This is a genomic window from Thermomicrobium roseum DSM 5159 (assembly GCF_000021685.1).
GTDB lineage: Bacteria > Chloroflexota > Chloroflexia > Thermomicrobiales > Thermomicrobiaceae > Thermomicrobium > Thermomicrobium roseum.
Genome location: NC_011959.1, coordinates 732,048 through 748,441 on the forward strand (window position 1 = coordinate 732,048; position 16,394 = coordinate 748,441).

The 16,394-nt window shown below is 61.6% G+C and carries 13 protein-coding genes; 12 read left to right on the plus strand and 1 reads right to left on the minus strand.

Annotated elements, in window-relative coordinates; all coding sequences use genetic code 11:
- Entirely contained in the window at positions 1 to 1,812 is a 1,812-nt protein-coding gene (gene glmS, locus TRD_RS03395) for a glutamine--fructose-6-phosphate transaminase (isomerizing) (RefSeq protein ID WP_012642131.1), read from the minus strand.
- Positions 1,813 to 2,384: 572 nt separating this feature from the next.
- Here glmS and purB point away from each other — a divergent pair.
- The 12 genes from purB (at position 2,385) to TRD_RS03455 (ending at position 16,383) form a co-directional block, all read left to right on the plus strand.
- Positions 2,385 to 3,710 (plus strand): adenylosuccinate lyase, encoded by a 1,326-nt coding sequence (gene purB, locus TRD_RS03400; protein ID WP_012642133.1) that lies wholly within the window; start codon positions 2,385 to 2,387, stop codon positions 3,708 to 3,710.
- A complete protein-coding gene (locus TRD_RS03405) occupies positions 3,707 to 4,615 on the plus strand; it encodes a phosphoribosylaminoimidazolesuccinocarboxamide synthase (RefSeq protein WP_012642134.1) in 909 nt (302 codons plus the stop codon). Before purB ends, TRD_RS03405 begins: the two co-directional genes overlap by 4 nt.
- Positions 4,616 to 4,885 carry a phosphoribosylformylglycinamidine synthase subunit PurS gene (purS, locus tag TRD_RS03410; protein WP_012642135.1) on the plus strand — a complete coding sequence of 90 codons (270 nt, stop codon included), beginning with the start codon at positions 4,616 to 4,618 and terminating at the stop codon, positions 4,883 to 4,885.
- Between the two features lie 18 nt (positions 4,886 to 4,903).
- Entirely contained in the window at positions 4,904 to 5,614 is a 711-nt protein-coding gene (gene purQ, locus TRD_RS03415; protein WP_012642136.1) for a phosphoribosylformylglycinamidine synthase subunit PurQ, read from the plus strand.
- 33 nt (positions 5,615 to 5,647) lie between these two features.
- On the plus strand, positions 5,648 to 7,849 hold the full coding sequence (gene purL, locus TRD_RS03420; protein WP_012642137.1) for a phosphoribosylformylglycinamidine synthase subunit PurL: 2,202 nt from the start codon (positions 5,648 to 5,650) through the stop codon (positions 7,847 to 7,849).
- A gap of 61 nt (positions 7,850 to 7,910) precedes the next feature.
- Entirely contained in the window at positions 7,911 to 9,383 is a 1,473-nt protein-coding gene (gene purF / locus TRD_RS03425) for an amidophosphoribosyltransferase (protein WP_012642138.1), read from the plus strand.
- 164 nt (positions 9,384 to 9,547) lie between these two features.
- Positions 9,548 to 10,675 carry a glycine cleavage system aminomethyltransferase GcvT gene (gcvT, locus tag TRD_RS03430; RefSeq protein WP_012642139.1) on the plus strand — a complete coding sequence of 376 codons (1,128 nt, stop codon included), beginning with the start codon at positions 9,548 to 9,550 and terminating at the stop codon, positions 10,673 to 10,675.
- 24 nt (positions 10,676 to 10,699) lie between these two features.
- Positions 10,700 to 11,098, plus strand: a complete 399-nt coding sequence (gene gcvH, locus TRD_RS03435) for a glycine cleavage system protein GcvH (RefSeq protein ID WP_041435949.1) — start codon at positions 10,700 to 10,702, stop codon at positions 11,096 to 11,098.
- A 31-nt stretch (positions 11,099 to 11,129) separates the two neighbouring features.
- On the plus strand, positions 11,130 to 12,476 hold the full coding sequence (gene gcvPA / locus TRD_RS03440) for an aminomethyl-transferring glycine dehydrogenase subunit GcvPA (RefSeq protein ID WP_012642141.1): 1,347 nt from the start codon (positions 11,130 to 11,132) through the stop codon (positions 12,474 to 12,476).
- Positions 12,477 to 12,561: 85 nt separating this feature from the next.
- Positions 12,562 to 13,944, plus strand: a complete 1,383-nt coding sequence (gene der / locus TRD_RS03445) for a ribosome biogenesis GTPase Der (protein WP_012642142.1) — start codon at positions 12,562 to 12,564, stop codon at positions 13,942 to 13,944.
- A 25-nt stretch (positions 13,945 to 13,969) separates the two neighbouring features.
- Complete coding sequence (locus TRD_RS03450; RefSeq protein ID WP_012642143.1) at positions 13,970 to 15,250, plus strand: serine hydroxymethyltransferase; 1,281 nt, start codon at positions 13,970 to 13,972, stop codon at positions 15,248 to 15,250.
- On the plus strand, positions 15,247 to 16,383 hold the full coding sequence (locus TRD_RS03455) for an MraY family glycosyltransferase (protein ID WP_012642144.1): 1,137 nt from the start codon (positions 15,247 to 15,249) through the stop codon (positions 16,381 to 16,383). Before TRD_RS03450 ends, TRD_RS03455 begins: the two co-directional genes overlap by 4 nt.
- Positions 16,384 to 16,394 lie beyond the last annotated feature (11 nt).

The following is a 16,394-nucleotide window of genomic DNA, read 5'->3' on the forward strand; positions in this document are numbered from 1 at the left end:
TCACTTGACGGTCACGCTCTTGGCGAGATTCCGTGGTTTATCCGGATCCAGGCCGCGGCGCACTGCCAGCTCGTAGGCGAGGAGTTGTGCTGGCACGATCGAGACCAGTGGGGAGGCATCACCCACATCGGCGACCGGAATGTGGACATGAAAAGCTTCGTCAGGTTCTGGAGAGATGCCGATGACCCATCCGCCGCGACTGCGAACTTCCATCGCACCAGAGAGAATATCTGCCCTCGTTTCGTCGAGTGGCGAGAAGACGAGGCAGGGACTCCCATCCTCGATGAGCGCAATGACACCGTGCTTGAGTTCTCCCCCGGCAAAGCCTTCGGCATGAATGTAGGTCACTTCCTTGATCTTAAGTGCGGCCTCGAGCGCGGTGGGGTAGGAGAGTCCCCGACCGATCACATAGCAGTGTTGCGCGTCAACGAGGCGATCGGCGACAGCCCGGATGCGGTCCAGTGTCGCTGGTGCGAGGGCCATCTCCATACCCTCGATCGCGCGCCACAGCGTATCGAGTCCTACATGCTCGCTCCCATTGAGGATGTGTGCGGTCAGCAGCAGGATAGCGAGCTTCGCTGTGTAGGCTTTGGTCGACAGAACACTCTGTTCGGGGCCGGCCGAGAGTGGAATGGTGAAGTCGGCGAGCCGAGCGACAGTGGAGCCGGTCACATTGACCAGAGCGGCAACGGTGGCTCCACGCCGCTTGGCGGCGTGGACCGCCTCGATCACATCGATCGTCTCACCGCTCTGGGTAAGCGCAATGACGAGCGATCGATCGGTCAAGAAATGTTCCTGATACTTGAATTCGGACGCAATGACCGCATTGACGTGGCGGCGCGCGATGCGCGAAAAGAGATAACTCCCGCAGAGCGCGGCGTAGCCAGCGGTACCGCACCCGACCAGGAATGTCCCATACGAATGACGAATGAGATCAGCTAGCTGTCGTGCACCGTCCAGGCGCTCCCGGGCGATCCGTGCGAGGACTCGCGGCTGTTCGTGAATCTCCTTGATCAGGTAGTGCGGATAGCCACCGAGTGACGTATCGGCGGGGCGGAGCGTGAGCGGCTCCCAGCGGGCTGACCGGCGCTGTCCGGTGCATCGATCGAAGAGCTGGAGACCCTGGTGATCGAGCAGAGCGATCTCGTCGTCCTGAAGGTAATGGATCCGGTCGGTATAGCCAACGAGAGCGACGGCATCGGAGGCGACGAACGTTCCGGCTGGACCATGCCCGAGAACGAGCGGCGAAGTTGACTTGACGGCAACAAGTTGTCGCGTCGGGCGATGCAACGCGATGAGTGCATTGAGACCGCGGACTTGATTGAACGCATGTCGAACTGCCTCGACCAGAGTGGGGATATCGTCCGATGCACTGGGATGGTGCTCCTCGATGCTGGCGATGGTGTCTTCGAGGAGATGCGCGAAGATCTCGCTGTCGGTGCTACTCCGAAAGCGGTGACCAGATCGTTCGAGTGCCCGACGCAGCGGAAGATAATTTTCGATGATGCCGTTATGGACGATCGCGAGGGTACCGGTGCAGTCGAGGTGGGGATGCGCGTTCTCGTCCGTGACTCCACCATGGGTCGCCCACCGCGTGTGGCCGAGTGCGATCACCGTAGCGGGCAGGTTTGGCGTGCTCGCCGGAATACGCCCAGCTCGCTTGAGCACGGCGATCCGTTCTCGGGCCAGGTCACCATCCAGAAAGGCGATTCCCCAGGAGTCGTACCCACGGTACTCCAGCGTCCGCAGTGCGTCGATGACGAGCGAAGCAGGGAGCGGTTGCGGAGCGACGAAACCGAAGATTCCGCACATGCAGGACTTTCCCTCCTTCGGCCAGCGCCCAAAGGAAGCCTCGGCGGCGCCATCTCGAGAGGTATGGCGCCCTATCGCGTGACTATTCTCAGGGGGAGCGGTTCGACAGTTGACGCGTGCTCGTCAGCTGTCGGGAGCGGGGCACATCGGTGAGCCTTTGTCCCGGCGGTTACCCACCGGTTTTGCTCTCACCGTCACGACCGTGCGAGCCGGGAGGCCATCCGCCGAATGCCTCGATCGACCTCCACCTCGTCGACTCGTCTCCCCCGCGACGAGTCCTGGCGCTACTCCATCCGATGACATCCGATCCCGCTCCTCGCGCCCCCGAACAGGCCGACTGTACCATAGCACGCTTCGAGCGGCAAGCGCGTGGACGCAAGCTGTTCTGATGGTCGGTAGGGTTGCGTCGAGCGGCTGAGATAGCGATCGGTTGTGGGGCCAGGAAGGGTATACTTCGAGCGGATCGCGCCGACGCGGTGCGAGGTGTGCGTTCTTGCGCGGCTGGAACTCCCGAACCACCCCGGTCGGCACGGTCGACTTGGCTGTCCGAGCGAGATGGGTGAAGAGCGACGATGATTCCACGCTATACCCGCCCAGAAATGGGGCGGATCTGGAGTGAGGAACACAAGATCGAGCTGTGGTTGCGTGTTGAGATCGCGGTCGCAGAGGCGTGGGCCGAGGCGGGGGTGGTTCCGAGCGAGGCACTGGAGCGGATCCGCGGCGCACGGTGCGACTTGGCTCGGATGCGGGAGATCGAGGCCGAGGTCGATCACGATGTGATCGCCTTCATCCGGGCGACGGTCGAGTCGATCGGTGAGGAAGCAGGCCGCTTTTTCCACCTGGGCCTCACGAGTTCCGACGTCATCGATACGGCGCTGGCGTTGCAATTGGTGGAAGCCAGTGACCTCCTCCTGGCTGATCTGGAGACGCTCTTGGATGTGGTCGGCGAGCAGGCGGTGCGTCATCGCCGGACGGTCATGATCGGCCGGACCCATGGTGTTCATGCCGAACCGATCACGTTGGGATTCAAGCTGGCTGGATGGTATGCGGAATTGCAGCGCCAGCATGAACGACTCCAGCATGCACGCGAGGACGTCCGCGTCGGGAAGATCTCAGGAGCGGTCGGCACGCACGCGCATGTTCCGCCGCAAATCGAGGAAGCGGTCCTGACTCGCCTCGGCTTGCGCGTCGATCCAGTCTCCACGCAGGTCGTCGGCCGAGATCGCCATGCAGCATTCGTCGCGACGCTGGCCGGTATCGGTGCGACGATCGATCGCTTCGCGACTGAGATCCGGCACCTGCAACGGACAGAAGTGCGAGAGCTCGAGGAACCGTTCGATCCGCAGAACATGGGCTCCTCGGCGATGCCGCATAAACGGAATCCGCACGAGAGCGAACGCCTGTCAGGACTGGCTCGTCTCCTCCGGAGTTATGTCTCAGCGGCGCTGGAGAACGTGGTTCTCTGGCATGAGCGCGACATCAGTCACAGCTCGGTCGAGCGTGTGATCCTGCCGGATGCGTGCATTGTCCTGGACTTCATGTTGAATTCGATGACCCATCTGGTGCGCGATTGGGTGGTGTATCCGGAACGGATGCGGCGCAACCTCGATCTGACGCACGGGGCGATCTTTTCGCAGCGTGCGATGCTCGCGCTGGTGCAGGCAGGAATGGAGCGACAACGGGCCTACCGGCTGGTACAGCGACTGGCCCGTCGCGCCTGGGAGGAAGAGGTGCACTTGCGCACGCTGCTCGAACGGGATGACGAGGTACGGCAGGTCCTTTCCCCAGAGCAAGTCGAGGCTATCTTCGACCTCGAGCCGTATCTCCGCTACGTCGACGAAGCCTTCCGGCGCGTCGGGTTGCCGATCGATGAACCAGCGGGAGCGACTGTCGCGTGACAGAACGAGAAGTGGTTCTTCATGTGGACATCCCGGAACTGCCGGTGTACCGGCGTGGGAAAGTGCGCGAGGTCTTCGATCTCGGCGACTGCTTGCTGCTGGTCGCCACAGACCGTCTCTCGGCCTTCGATGTGATTCTTCCCAATGGTATCCCTGGTAAGGGTATCGTATTGACACAACTGTCGGTGTTTTGGTTCCGCTGGTTCGGTGACCGGTTGCGGACGCACTTCGTCACGACCGAGTTGCCCGCGATCGTCGACCGGTACCGACGAATGTTAGCGGGACGCTCCATGGTCGTTCGCAAGGCAGAGCGAATCGACATCGAATGTGTCGCTCGGGGGTATCTGGCTGGATCAGCATGGCAGGAATATCGGGAGACCGGCTGCGTTGCCGGGATTCGTCTTCCGCCGGGCATGCGCGAAAGCGAACAGCTAGCGGAGCCGATCTTTACGCCTGCCATCAAGGTCGACGGGGGTCACGACGAGAACATCAGCTTCGAGCGATTGGTCGAGCGTGTCGGGTCTGAGCTTGCCCGAGAGCTCCGTGAGCGCACGCTCTGGATCTATCGAGTTGCTGAGAAATATGCTCGCGAGCGTGGGGTGATCATCGCGGATACCAAGATCGAGTTCGGCTGGATCGATGGGGAACTCGCGGTGATCGATGAACTCTTGACACCGGACAGCTCTCGCTTCTGGGATGCCGAGCGGTATCAGCCTGGACGCCCACAGCCGTCCTTCGACAAACAGTTCGTCCGCGACTGGCTGACGACCATCGGCTGGAACAAGCAACCGCCGGCACCTCGACTTCCCGCCGATGTCGTAGAGAAAACAGCGGAGAAGTATCGGGAGGCGTACCGGCGGTTGACGGGCCAACCGGTCCCGTACTTGGAAACGGAAGAAGGGTAAGTGGACGTGAACGAAGGCACACGGTGGCGAGCTGAGGTCTTCATTTCCCTCCGTCCGGGCGTGAATGACCCGCAGGGGTTAGCGGTGCGCGATGGCTTGCGGCGCCTGGGCTATACGGAAGTCGAGGACGTCAGAGTCGGTCGCTATGTCCAAATGTGGCTGAGGGCACCCGATCGAAAAACGGCAGAAGAGCGCGTTGGCCTGATGTGCGACCAATTGCTGGCTAACCCGGTCGTCGAGCAATACCGGTTCAGTCTCGAACCGGCCTGATCGCCGCGAGGGGGATCGATGCGGTTCGCGGTCGTGACCTTTCCGGGAAGTAACGGTGATCACGATGCGTTGATGGCGATACGGCTCGGCCTGGGACATGCAGCGGAGCTGGTTTGGTACACCGAAACGGATCTCTCTCGCTTCGATTGCATCATCATTCCGGGTGGCTTTTCCTACGGTGACTACTTACGCGCAGGAGCTTTGGCGCGTTTCGCTCCGGTCATGTCAGCCGTTGCGCGGGAAGCTGAGGCAGGGAAACCGATCCTCGGTATTTGCAACGGTTTCCAGATCTTGACCGAGGCGCGTCTGTTGCCTGGTGCACTCTTGCGCAACGCATCCCTGGAATTCGTCTGCGACTGGGTGTGGGTGCGTGTGGAGCAGACCCGCACACCATGGACGAGCCAGCTCGCGCCGGGAACACTGTTGCGTCTGCCGATTGCGCACGGTGAGGGCCGTTACTACGTCGAGGCGGAGGAACTCGTCGCGCTCGAGACGAACGGGCAAGTCGTCTTCCGCTATGTCGATGCGGATGGCTTGCCGACGGCTGATGCGAATCCGAACGGTTCGGTGGCGAACATCGCCGGCGTGTGCAATGAGCGGGGAAACGTCGTCGGACTGATGCCGCATCCGGAGCGCGCGTACGACCGCTTCGTTGGTGGTGACGACGGGCTACGAATCCTGGCCTCTGTCTTGTCAGTCGGTCTCGAGGTGGCACACAGCCCGCGCTGAAGGACGGGAAGACGACAAAGGGTCGGTGAGGCGATGCCGATTGTTCCGGAGATCTTGCGTGAGGTCGCACTGACCGAGGAGGAGTACGCGCGTGCGGTCGCGCTACTCGGACGAGAGCCGAACCTCATCGAACTCGGCATGATCGGTGCGCTGTGGAGTGAGCATTGTGGCTACAAGCATTCCCGGCCGCTGCTCCGCAAACTGCCGACGAGCGGGCCACATGTCGTGCAAGGGCCGGGGGAGAACGCGGGAGCAGTCGAACTCGGTGATGGGTTGGTGGTCGTGCTCAAGATCGAGTCTCACAACCACCCCAGCGCGGTCGAGCCGTTTCAGGGAGCGGCGACCGGCGTCGGAGGGATTGTCCGCGACATCTTTGCCATGGGAGCACGACCGATCGCATTGGCGGATTCGCTCCGCTTCGGACCGCTGGAAGAGCCGCGTCAACAATATCTTTTCCACGGCGTTGTCGGAGGTATTGGCTGGTACGGGAACTGTCTGGGTATTCCGACCGTGGCAGGGGATGTCTTCTTCGCGCCCGAGTACCGGCAGAATCCCTTGGTCAATGCGATGTGTGTCGGGATCGCTGAACGCTCGGCCTTGATCCGGGCGCGTGCGACCGGACCAGGCAACCTGGTTGTCCTGGTCGGGGCAGACACCGGACGGGACGGCATTCACGGCGCGACTTTTGCATCGGTCGAGGATCCTGAACGCTCGCATCGAGGGGTCGTCCAGGTCGGTAACCCATTTTTGGAGAAGCTCCTGCTCGAAGCATGCCTGGAAGTGCTGGAGACTGGTGCGGTGGTCGCGATGCAGGATCTCGGCGCGGCGGGCTTGACCAGTGCGAGTGCGGAAATCGCGGCACGCGGTGGGACAGGGATCGAGCTCGATGTGGCACTCGTACCGCGCCGGGAGACCGGAATGACGCCGTACGAGGTGATGCTCTCCGAGAGTCAGGAACGGATGCTCCTGGTCGTCGATCCTGAGGGAATCGACCGTGTGCTCGCGATCTTCCGGCGCTGGGAACTCCATGCGGTCGTCATTGGCCGGGTGACGGATGATGGACTGCTCCGGGTGCTCGAGGACGGGCAAGTTGTTGCTGAGCTGCCGGTCTGGCTTCTCACCGACGCTTGCCCGACTTATGTCCGCGAAGCTCGCGAAGCGGGTGAGATCAGGGAGCGTCGTGCCTTCGATCCGGATGCGCTACCCGATCTTCAGCCCGCCGAAGTAGCCGAAATGCTCGCGGCACTGCTTCGTTCGCCCAATATCGCGTCGCGTCGGCCGATCTATCGTACGTATGACCACACGATCCTCACCAACACGGTGCTGCCGCCTGGTGCGGCCGATGCGGCAGTGCTCCGGATCAAAGGGCAACGATTCGGGATCGCGCTGAAAACAGACTGCAATCCCCGCTATTGCCTGCTCGACCCTCGGCTCGGTACCATGCACGCGGTCGCTGAGGCAGCGAGGAATGTCAGCTGTGTCGGAGCAGAGCCGCTGGCGATTACCGATTGTCTCAACTTCGGTAATCCCGAGCGGCCGGAGATCTATTACCAGCTCGTTCAGGCCATCGAAGGAATGGCGGAGGCCTGTACGGTACTCGGTATTCCCGTCGTGAGTGGAAATGTCAGTCTCTACAACGAAACGGAAGGGCGATCCATCCCTCCTACGCCGGTCGTTGGGATCGTCGGTCGGCTGGCCGACGTGCGGCGGTGTGTCGGTATGGGGTTTAGAGGTGAGGGAAAAGTCTTTCTGCTCGGTTCAGAGCTGGCGACGCTCGGCGGTTCCGAGTTCCTCGCCCAACGTCATGGACTGGTTGCCGGTGCCCCACCGCCGCTCGATCTGGAACTGGAGCGACGAGTTCAAGCATGCGTGCGGGAGGGGATCGCTCGTGGAATCGTCCTGGCTGCCCACGACTGCAGCGAGGGAGGCTTGCTCATCGCACTGGCCGAATCCTGCATGGTCGGACGGATCGGCGGTCGCTTCACCACCGAGTCACTCATCGCCGCCAATGGGCGATTGGACCGGGCGCTCTTCGGAGAGAGCGCATCGCGCGTGATCGTTCAAGTTGCTGAGGGGGCCGAAGGAGCGTTGCTGGGGCTGGCACGGGCCCACGGGGTACCGGTACAGGAATTGGGGCGGACGGGTGGAGATCGCTTCGTCGTCGGTGAGCTGGTCGATCAGCCGCTCAGCGAGCTTATCGAGCTGTGGACGACCGGCTTAGTGGAATCGGCGTGAATTCCGATCGAGACATGGTAGACTGGACTCGTGGCGAAATGTGTCGCGAGCGAGGTGCTGCGTGGAAGAGTACAGTGGTCCACGCGAAGCGTGCGGGGTTTTTGGGGTTTTCGCTCCGGGAGCTGAAGCAGCCCGCTTGACCTTCTTCGGCCTTTATGCGCTGCAGCATCGCGGGCAGGAGAGCGCTGGTATCGCGACGAGCGATGGTCGTTCGCTCTTCCTGCACCGGCGCATGGGTCTGGTGAGCAGTGCCTTCACCGAAGAGGATTTGCGGCGTTTACCGGGGCATATCGCGATCGGACATACGCGTTACTCGACGACGGGGAGCAGTGTTCCGATCAACGCTGGTCCGTTCCTCGTCGGTGCTGGTGAGCAAGTCCTCGCCGTTTCGCACAACGGCAACCTCGTCAACGGCGACCAGTTGCGAGCTGAACTCTTGGCCGAAGGCATCGCGTTGGAAAGTACGACGGATACGGAGGCACTTGCCTGGGCGATCGTCCGAGCACCGGGGCGAAATTGGGTCGAGCGGATCCGGGCAGCGATGGAGAAAATGGTCGGCGCGTATAGCCTCGCGATTCTCACGCGCGAGGCACTCATCGCGGTTCGCGATCCGCTGGGTATCCGTCCGCTTTGTCTCGGACGATTGGATGGGGGGTGGGTAGTTGCCTCGGAGACGTGCGCCCTGGCGACGATCGGTGCCGAGTTCGTCCGCGAGATCGAGCCGGGTGAAATCGTCGTGATCGACGAGGCGGGACTTCACGCGTATCCTGATCCGACAGCCGGCCCGGAGCAAGCGATGTGCGTTTTCGAGTTCATCTATTTCGCGCGACCGGACAGCGCGATCATGGGCCAGCGCTTGCACGTGGTGCGGCAGCGAATGGGCGCGGAGCTGTGGCGGGAGTATCCGGCCGATGCCGACCTTGTCGTCCCATTGCCAGATTCGGCGGTACCGGCGGCGATCGGGTATGCCTTGGCATCGGGGATCCCGTATGCCGAGGCGCTGATCAAGAACCGGTACATCGGTCGTACGTTCATTCAACCTGACCAGCGTCTGCGTGAGCAAGGGGTCAGACTGAAGTTCAATGCGTTGCCAGAAGTACTCGAAGGGAAGCGTGTCGTCCTCGTCGACGATACGATCGTACGGGGTACCACCAGCCGGCCGATCGTGGAACTGCTGCGGCAGAACGGGGCGCGCGAGGTCCATATGCGGGTGCACTCGCCGCCCATCCGTTGGCCGTGCTATCTGGGTGTCGACATGGCGACACGCGAGGAGCTGATCGCCGCGCATCTCTCGGTCGAAGAGATCGGGCGAGCGATCGGGGCAGACTCGATCGGATATCTTTCGCTCGAGGGGCTGTTCCGAGCGATCGGTTTGCCGCGGGAGCGGTTCTGTGCTGCCTGCCTCACTGGGCATTACCCGGTTCCTGTCCCGCCCGAACGGCTCTTGCGACGTCGCGCGATGCCTTTGGAGGATCATCCGACGTCTGAGAAAGAAACGGCCACGGTCGCGGTTGTTGCCGCACGTCAGTGCTGACGCATGGTGGGGCGAGGATCAGGTGAACACACGGTAGGGTGGCGATGCCTTGCCGAACGCCGCGAAGAGTCGTGGGTTCCTGATCGAGCATCCTCTTGACCTGGCCGCTGGGCCTCCCTACACTCGGCGCGGAGGTCGGGTCGGGAAGGGAAGAGGAATAACCAGTGGCAGCGAAAGTTACCCCCTTGTACGAGCGCCATCGTTCCTTGGGAGCTCGCTTCATCGAGTTCGCTGGTTGGTTGATGCCCGTGCAGTACACCGGAATCGTCGACGAGCATCTGGCTGTGCGGAGTCGTGCCGGATTGTTCGATCTCGGCCATATGGGGCAAGTTGTTGTCCGGGGATCCGATGCGCAAGCTTTCCTGCAGTGGCTCACTCCCAATGATGTCGCGGCGCTTCGACCGGGGCGGGCTCAGTATTCCATGCTGTTGTATCCGCACGGGGGTGTGGTCGACGATATCATGATCTATCGGCGCCCCGATCGTGAGGAGTACCTCGTCGTCGTCAATGCGGCGAATACCGAAAAGGATGTAGCCTGGTTGCTCGAGCATCGCGCGGAACGCGTGGAATGGCGAGTCGAGATCGAAGATGTGTCCGCCTCGACTGGTATGCTCGCCCTGCAGGGACCGAGGTCGGAAGCAATTCTGCAACGACTGACCCCAGCTGATCTGTCCGCCGTGCAGTCGTTCGACGCGATCGTCTCCACTGTTGCCGGAGTGCCGACCTTGATCGCTCGAACCGGTTACACCGGCGAAGACGGATTCGAGCTGTACTTTCCGATCGACCATGTCGGAGATTTGTGGGATCGCTTGCTGGAAGCTGGGGAATCGGACGGGATCGTACCCGTCGGACTAGGAGCGCGCGATACGCTCCGCCTCGAGGCCTGCTTACCGCTGTATGGCAATGAGCTCTCAGCAGAGATCACGCCGCTGGAGGCTGGTTTGGGCTGGGTTGTCAAGTTCGACAAGGGCCCCTTCATCGGACGGGAGGCGCTGGAGCGTCAGCGGCAGGAAGGGCCACCCCGGCGACTGGTGGGGTTCGAGTTGGTGGAGCGTGGTGGCATTCCGCGTACCGGTTACGAAGTACGGCAGGAGGGCGAGCGTGTCGGTTACGTAACCAGTGGGACGAACTCGCCAACGTTCGGGAAACCGATCGGGCTCGCGCTCGTCGACCGGAGGGCGGCCGGTATCGGCCGTGAGCTGTCCGTGGTGATCCGGGGTAGGGACGTGCGAGCGGTACAGGTGCGAACGCCCTTCTATCGGCGACCCAAGAGCTCGACGTCTCATTCGTAGAAGGAAAGGGAAGGAGCGAGAGTGATGGCTGAAGTACGTGAGGGTTTGCGCTATACGCGGACTCACGAGTGGGTGCGTGTCGAGGGAGACGTGGCAGTCGTTGGCGTGACGGATTTTGCGCAGTCCGAACTCGGGGACATCACCTACCTCGAGCTTCCGGAGCCGGGGACCGTCGTCAAGCAGGGTGAGTCGATGGGAGTGATCGAGTCGGTCAAGGCAGCGTCCGACATCTATGCTCCGGTGTCCGGCGAGGTCGTCGAAGTGAACCGGTCGGTGGTGGACTCGCCGGAGTTGGTGAATAAGAGTCCCTACGACGAGGCATGGCTGGCCAAGATAAGGCTGTCCGCCCCGGAGGAACTGGAGCGATTGATGGATGCAGCGGCGTATCGCCAGTTCTTGACGGAAACTGCAGCGATGGCATAACTGCCGAGTAACTCGAATGGAGTGAGGGCCGATGGTCTTCTCGCCGCACACAGCTGACGATCGGGCGAGAATGCTGCAGGAGATCGGCGTCGAACGACTCGAGGAGTTGTTCGCGGCGATCCCTGCTTCGTATCGCTTTCCCCAACTCGATTTGCCTCCAGCCATCTCGGAAGCGGAGATCTACCGAGAACTTCTCGAGTGGTCGATGCAGAATTTCTCGACTGCGACGACAGCGAGTTTTCTCGGCGCTGGATCGTACAACCACTATGTTCCAGCTGTCGTTCAGCAGATTCTCTGGAGAGGCGAATTCTATACCGCGTACACGCCGTACCAACCTGAGGTATCGCAGGGAACGCTCCAGGCTATCTACGAGTTCCAGTCGCTGATCTGTCTCCTCACTGGGATGGAAGTCAGCAATGCCTCCATGTACGACGGAGCCACGGCGCTCGCCGAGGGGGCACTCTTGTGCGTCTCGCCGCCACGCGGGCGAAACAAGATCGTCGTCGCCGGGACCGTCCATCCTCACTACCGGAGCGTTCTCCGTACCTACACGAGAGGGCTACCGGTCTCCATCGTCGAGGTCCCGATACCGGAGACGCTTCGGCTCCAGCCGAATGATGTGGCGCAGTATCTCGATGATGCAACGGCTTGCCTCGTCGTGCAGTATCCGAACTTCTACGGTCGCATCGAAGATCTCGCTGGCTTCGCCGAGCGAGCGCACGCGGTCGGTGCCCGACTGGTCGTTTCGGTCTATCCGATCGCACTCGGCCTGCTGCGGCCTCCTGGTGAGCTGGGGGCTGATGTCGTGACCGGCGAGGGACAATGCTTGGGAATCCCTCAATCGTTCGGTGGGCCAGCGTTGGGGATTCTGGCAACCCGGATGGAGCTCGTGCGCCATCTCCCGGGTCGGTTGATCGGTGCGACGGTCGACCGGGAGGGGAAACGCGGATTCGTGATGGTGTTGCAGACGCGCGAGCAGCATATCCGACGCGAAAAGGCGACATCGAATATCTGTACGAATCAGGGACTCATGGCCCTGGCGGCGACCGTCTATCTCTCGACGCTTGGAAAGCAGGGTCTGCGCAAAGTCGCTGAGCTCTGTTACCACAAGGCGCATTACCTGGCCGAGCGGATCGCCGACCTTCCCGCTTGGAACGTCATTGGAGATGGTCCCTTCTTCAATGAGTTCGCGGTACGTTGCCCGCGCGATCCACGCGAGATCAACGCGTTCCTCCTCGAACGAGGAATCATCGGCGGGCTCGCACTGGGTGACTTGGTTCCCGGGCAGCAGGACCTGATGCTGTTGTGTGCGACTGAACTGACGACGCGGGAACAGATCGATCGGCTCGTCGAGGCGCTCCGCGAGGCGACCGCCTGAGTCGGCAGAGACGAGATCGTTGGGGCACAATGGAACCCGAGCACTCGGTGCGAGGTGCTCGGGTTTTTGCGTAGGGGAGCGGGGAATGCCTTTACCGCAGGTGGCGATCGTCGGGCGCCCGAACGTCGGAAAGTCGACGCTGTTCAACCGGCTCCTTCGCCAGCGGCGGGCGATCGTCGAGGAGGTCCCCGGCACGACGCGTGATCGGATCTATGGGATCGTCGAATGGAATGATTTGCGCTTCGGCCTGTTCGATACCGGCGGTCTTCTGACCGAGGAGGAAATCGAGCGCTCCAGCGAACGCGAACTCGTCGAAGCGACGAAGGCACAGGCTGAACTCGCTATCGCAGAGGCCGATCTGGTGATCTTCGTCGTCGATGCCTCAGCGGGACCGACTGCCGGTGACTGGGAGGTCGCCGATTTCCTGCGGCGAACCGATAAGCCGATCCTCCTCGTGGCGAACAAGGCGGAATCGCGAGAACGCGAGTTCAATGCGTTGCAATTCTATGAGCTGGGGCTCGGTGACCCGATTCCCGTGTCGGCGCTCCACGGACGGGGTATCGCTGATCTACTCGACGCGATCGCCGAACGTCTCCCCCGACGTGAAGAGGACGGAACTGCCGAGGCGGAGGCACCGAAGATCGCGATCGTGGGACGGCCGAACGTTGGAAAATCGGCTCTGCTCAATGCGATTCTCGGTCAGCCGCGTCAGATCGTCTCGCCTATTCCTGGCACGACGCGCGATGCGGTGGATACCGAGTTGGTTTGGAAAGGACAGCCGATCGTCCTCATCGACACGGCGGGTATCCGGCGTCCTGGCCGAATCGAACGAGGCATCGAGCGCTACAGCATCCTGCGAGCAGAACGGGCAATCGAGCGGTCAGACGTGGCGATCCTGGTGGTCGACGCGACGGAACCCTTCACGCATCAAGACCAAGCTGTAGCTGGCAAGGTGCTCGATGCCAAGAAGGGAATCGTGGTCGCCATCAACAAGTGGGATCTTTTCGAGCACATGGAGGGGGAGGGAGCGCGCGAAGCGTTCGAGGAGGATGCGCGGGAAGCGTTTCACTTCATGCCCTGGGCTCCGCTCGTCTTCGTTTCGGCATTGACTGGTAAGAATGTCGAGCACGTCGTGGATCTGGCGCTGGTGGTCGTGGCCGAGCGGTCACGGCGTATACCGACAGCAGAACTGAACCAACTATTACGGGAGGCGATTGCCCATCATCCACCCCCGACACGACCGGGGAAGTGGGTCAAGTTCTATTATGTGACGCAGCCGGAAGTGAATCCGCCTACCTTCGTGTTCTTTTGCAATCGTCCGCAGCTCGTTCACTTCTCCTACAAGCGCTATCTCGAAAACCGAATCAGGGAGCGCTACGGTTTTCTCGGCACGCCGATTGAGCTCGTCTTCCGGGAGCGCGAGCGTTCGGCACCTGCGTGGGAGCGTGGCAAGGCTGGTCGATCGTAGAGCAGCGAAAGGATCGCAGAGCCAGATGGACGAGCGATTGTGGGAGTGGGATTTCGAGGTCGCCGAAGCGATCGCGTGCGAGGAGCGGCGGCAAAGCCGGACGATCGAGCTGATCGCATCGGAGAACTTCACCAGTCCGGCGGTCCTGGCGGCGGTTGGTTCCGTGCTGACCAATAAATATGCGGAAGGGTATCCTGGACGGCGCTATTATGGCGGATGCGAGTGTGTCGATCGTGTGGAGGAACTCGCGATCCAGCGCGCGAAGCAGTTGTTCGGTGCGCCACACGTCAATGTTCAGCCTCATTCGGGCGCACAGGCGAACATGGCTGCTTACTTTGCCGTTTTGCAGCCAGGTGACCGGATCCTCGGGATGAGCCTGCAGCATGGCGGTCATCTGACGCATGGCGCGAAGGTCAATCTCTCAGGTCGATGGTTCGAGGTGGCTTTCTACGGGGTCGATCCGGAGACCGAGCGGATCGATTATGACGCGGTTTGGCATATCGCGCGCGAAATACGACCCAAGCTGATCATTTCCGGAGCGAGTGCGTATCCGCGAGTGATCGACTTTGCACGGTTGCGCGAGATCGCCGACGACGTGGGAGCGATCCTGATGGCCGACATCGCGCACATCGCCGGTCTCGTGGCGGTTGGCTTGCATCCGTCTCCCATCGGTGTCGCCCAGCTCGTCACGACCACGACGCACAAGACGCTGCGGGGATCACGTGGGGGAATGATCATGTGCGATGCGGAATTCGCTGAAGCAGTCGACAAGGCGGTGTTCCCCGGAACACAGGGCGGGCCGCTCATGCATGTCATTGCTGGGAAAGCGGTCGCCTTGGGCGAGGCTTTGCGCCCGACGTTCCGGACCTACATCGAGCGCGTGCTGGAGAATGCGCGGGTGTTGGCGGAAACGTTGCAGGCGGAAGGGTTCCGCCTCGTTTCGGGAGGGACCGACAATCATCTCCTGCTGGTCGACCTTCGCTCGCATGGACTCTCTGGTCGGAAGGCCGAACGGGTGCTAGACGAAGTGGGTATCACCGTCAACAAAAACACGATCCCGAACGACCCGAAACCGCCGACGCAAGCCAGTGGTATCAGGCTGGGGACGCCAGCGATGACGACGCGTGGTTTCGGCCCGGACGAGATGCGCCTGACTGCCCGCTGGATCGCCGACGTGTTGCGTGCACCTGACGACGAATCGGTCAAGGCGCGAGTGCGTGCTGAAGTCGCCGAGCTGGTTTCCCGATTCCCGGTTCCCGGCGTTACCATAGAAGCACGAACTGGCGTCGATGATGGTACTGTTTGAGCGACACGGAACAGGCGACGCTCATGACGATCGAGCGAGCGATCATTGCGATCATCACGGCACTGGTCGCAGCTGTCGTCTGTGGAGCGACGATTCCGCGCGTCATCCGGGTCGCTGAGCGCTTCGATCTCCTCGCCTACCCAACGGAGGCACGCTGGGTCCACCGCCGACCAGTTCCTCGTATCGGGGGCTTGGCGATTTTCTTGGGCTTTTTGAGTGGATTAGCAGCGACATTTGCGCTCCCGGTGGATCGGTTTCCACAGGAGATCGAACGAATTCTCCTTCTGGTATTGGGAGCGACGATCATCTTGGGAGCGCACCTGTACGATGATCTCTTAGGTCTCTCTCCATTAGCGAAACTGCTCTGCCAGGTCACCGGTGCTCTGATCGTTATCTTGCCGCGCTTGCGGGGGGCGGAGCATGGACTGGTTATCGAGCAATTCAATAGTCCGTTCGGCGGTGTGGTCGTGCTGCCTCTCGCGATCGCCGTGCCTTTCACGTTGTTTTGGATCGTCGGTATGATGAATACAGTCAATTTTCTGGACGGGTTGGACGGTCTCGCTGGCTCTGTCACACTGATCGCTGCTCTGGTGATGTTCGTCCACACCTTCTTCCGCCCGGCGGGAAATCCGCAGTTCACGATTTCACTCTTGGCGGCTGCACTGGCTGGGAGTGTGGTTGGTTTCCTCCTCTACAACTGGCATCCCGCGCGGATCATGATGGGTGATTCGGGAGCGATGCTGCTCGGGTACGTGCTGGCGGTCCTGAGCATCATCGGGGGAGCGAAGATCGCCACCGCGCTTCTCGTTTTGTGGGTTCCGATCCTGGATGTCGCCTGGCTAATCGTCTATCGATTGTGGAATGGGCGCTCGCCACTGGAGGCTGACCGGGGACACCTTCACCACAGGTTGCTCGACCTGGGGTGGTCGCAGCGCCGGATCGCCCTGGCTTTCGTCACGATTTCCGGAGCGTTCGGAGTTTTGGCACTGGTGATGCCGGCACCTCTCTATAAGTTCATTACGTTGGTTATCGGTGGACTCGTGGGGCTCGTCGTGCTTTCCTGGCTCGCACGCCTCGAGCCAGTGCCCTATCGAGCGGAGCAACAGCAGGAGACCAAAGCATCGTCACAGTGAGAGCCCTCGTG

Excerpts from the sequence above, each read along its gene's own strand:
- purB (WP_012642133.1), top strand. The coding sequence starts at position 2,385 with ATGATTCCACGCTATACCCGCCCAGAAATGGGGCGGATCTGGAGTGAG.
- der (WP_012642142.1), top strand. The coding sequence starts at position 12,562 with ATGCCTTTACCGCAGGTGGCGATCGTCGGGCGCCCGAACGTCGGAAAG.
- purL (WP_012642137.1), top strand. The coding sequence starts at position 5,648 with ATGCCGATTGTTCCGGAGATCTTGCGTGAGGTCGCACTGACCGAGGAG.
- TRD_RS03450 (WP_012642143.1), top strand. The coding sequence starts at position 13,970 with ATGGACGAGCGATTGTGGGAGTGGGATTTCGAGGTCGCCGAAGCGATC.
- gcvH (WP_041435949.1), top strand. The coding sequence starts at position 10,700 with ATGGCTGAAGTACGTGAGGGTTTGCGCTATACGCGGACTCACGAGTGG.
- glmS (WP_012642131.1), bottom strand. The coding sequence starts at position 1,812 with ATGTGCGGAATCTTCGGTTTCGTCGCTCCGCAACCGCTCCCTGCTTCG.
- purQ (WP_012642136.1), top strand. The coding sequence starts at position 4,904 with ATGCGGTTCGCGGTCGTGACCTTTCCGGGAAGTAACGGTGATCACGAT.
- gcvPA (WP_012642141.1), top strand. The coding sequence starts at position 11,130 with ATGGTCTTCTCGCCGCACACAGCTGACGATCGGGCGAGAATGCTGCAG.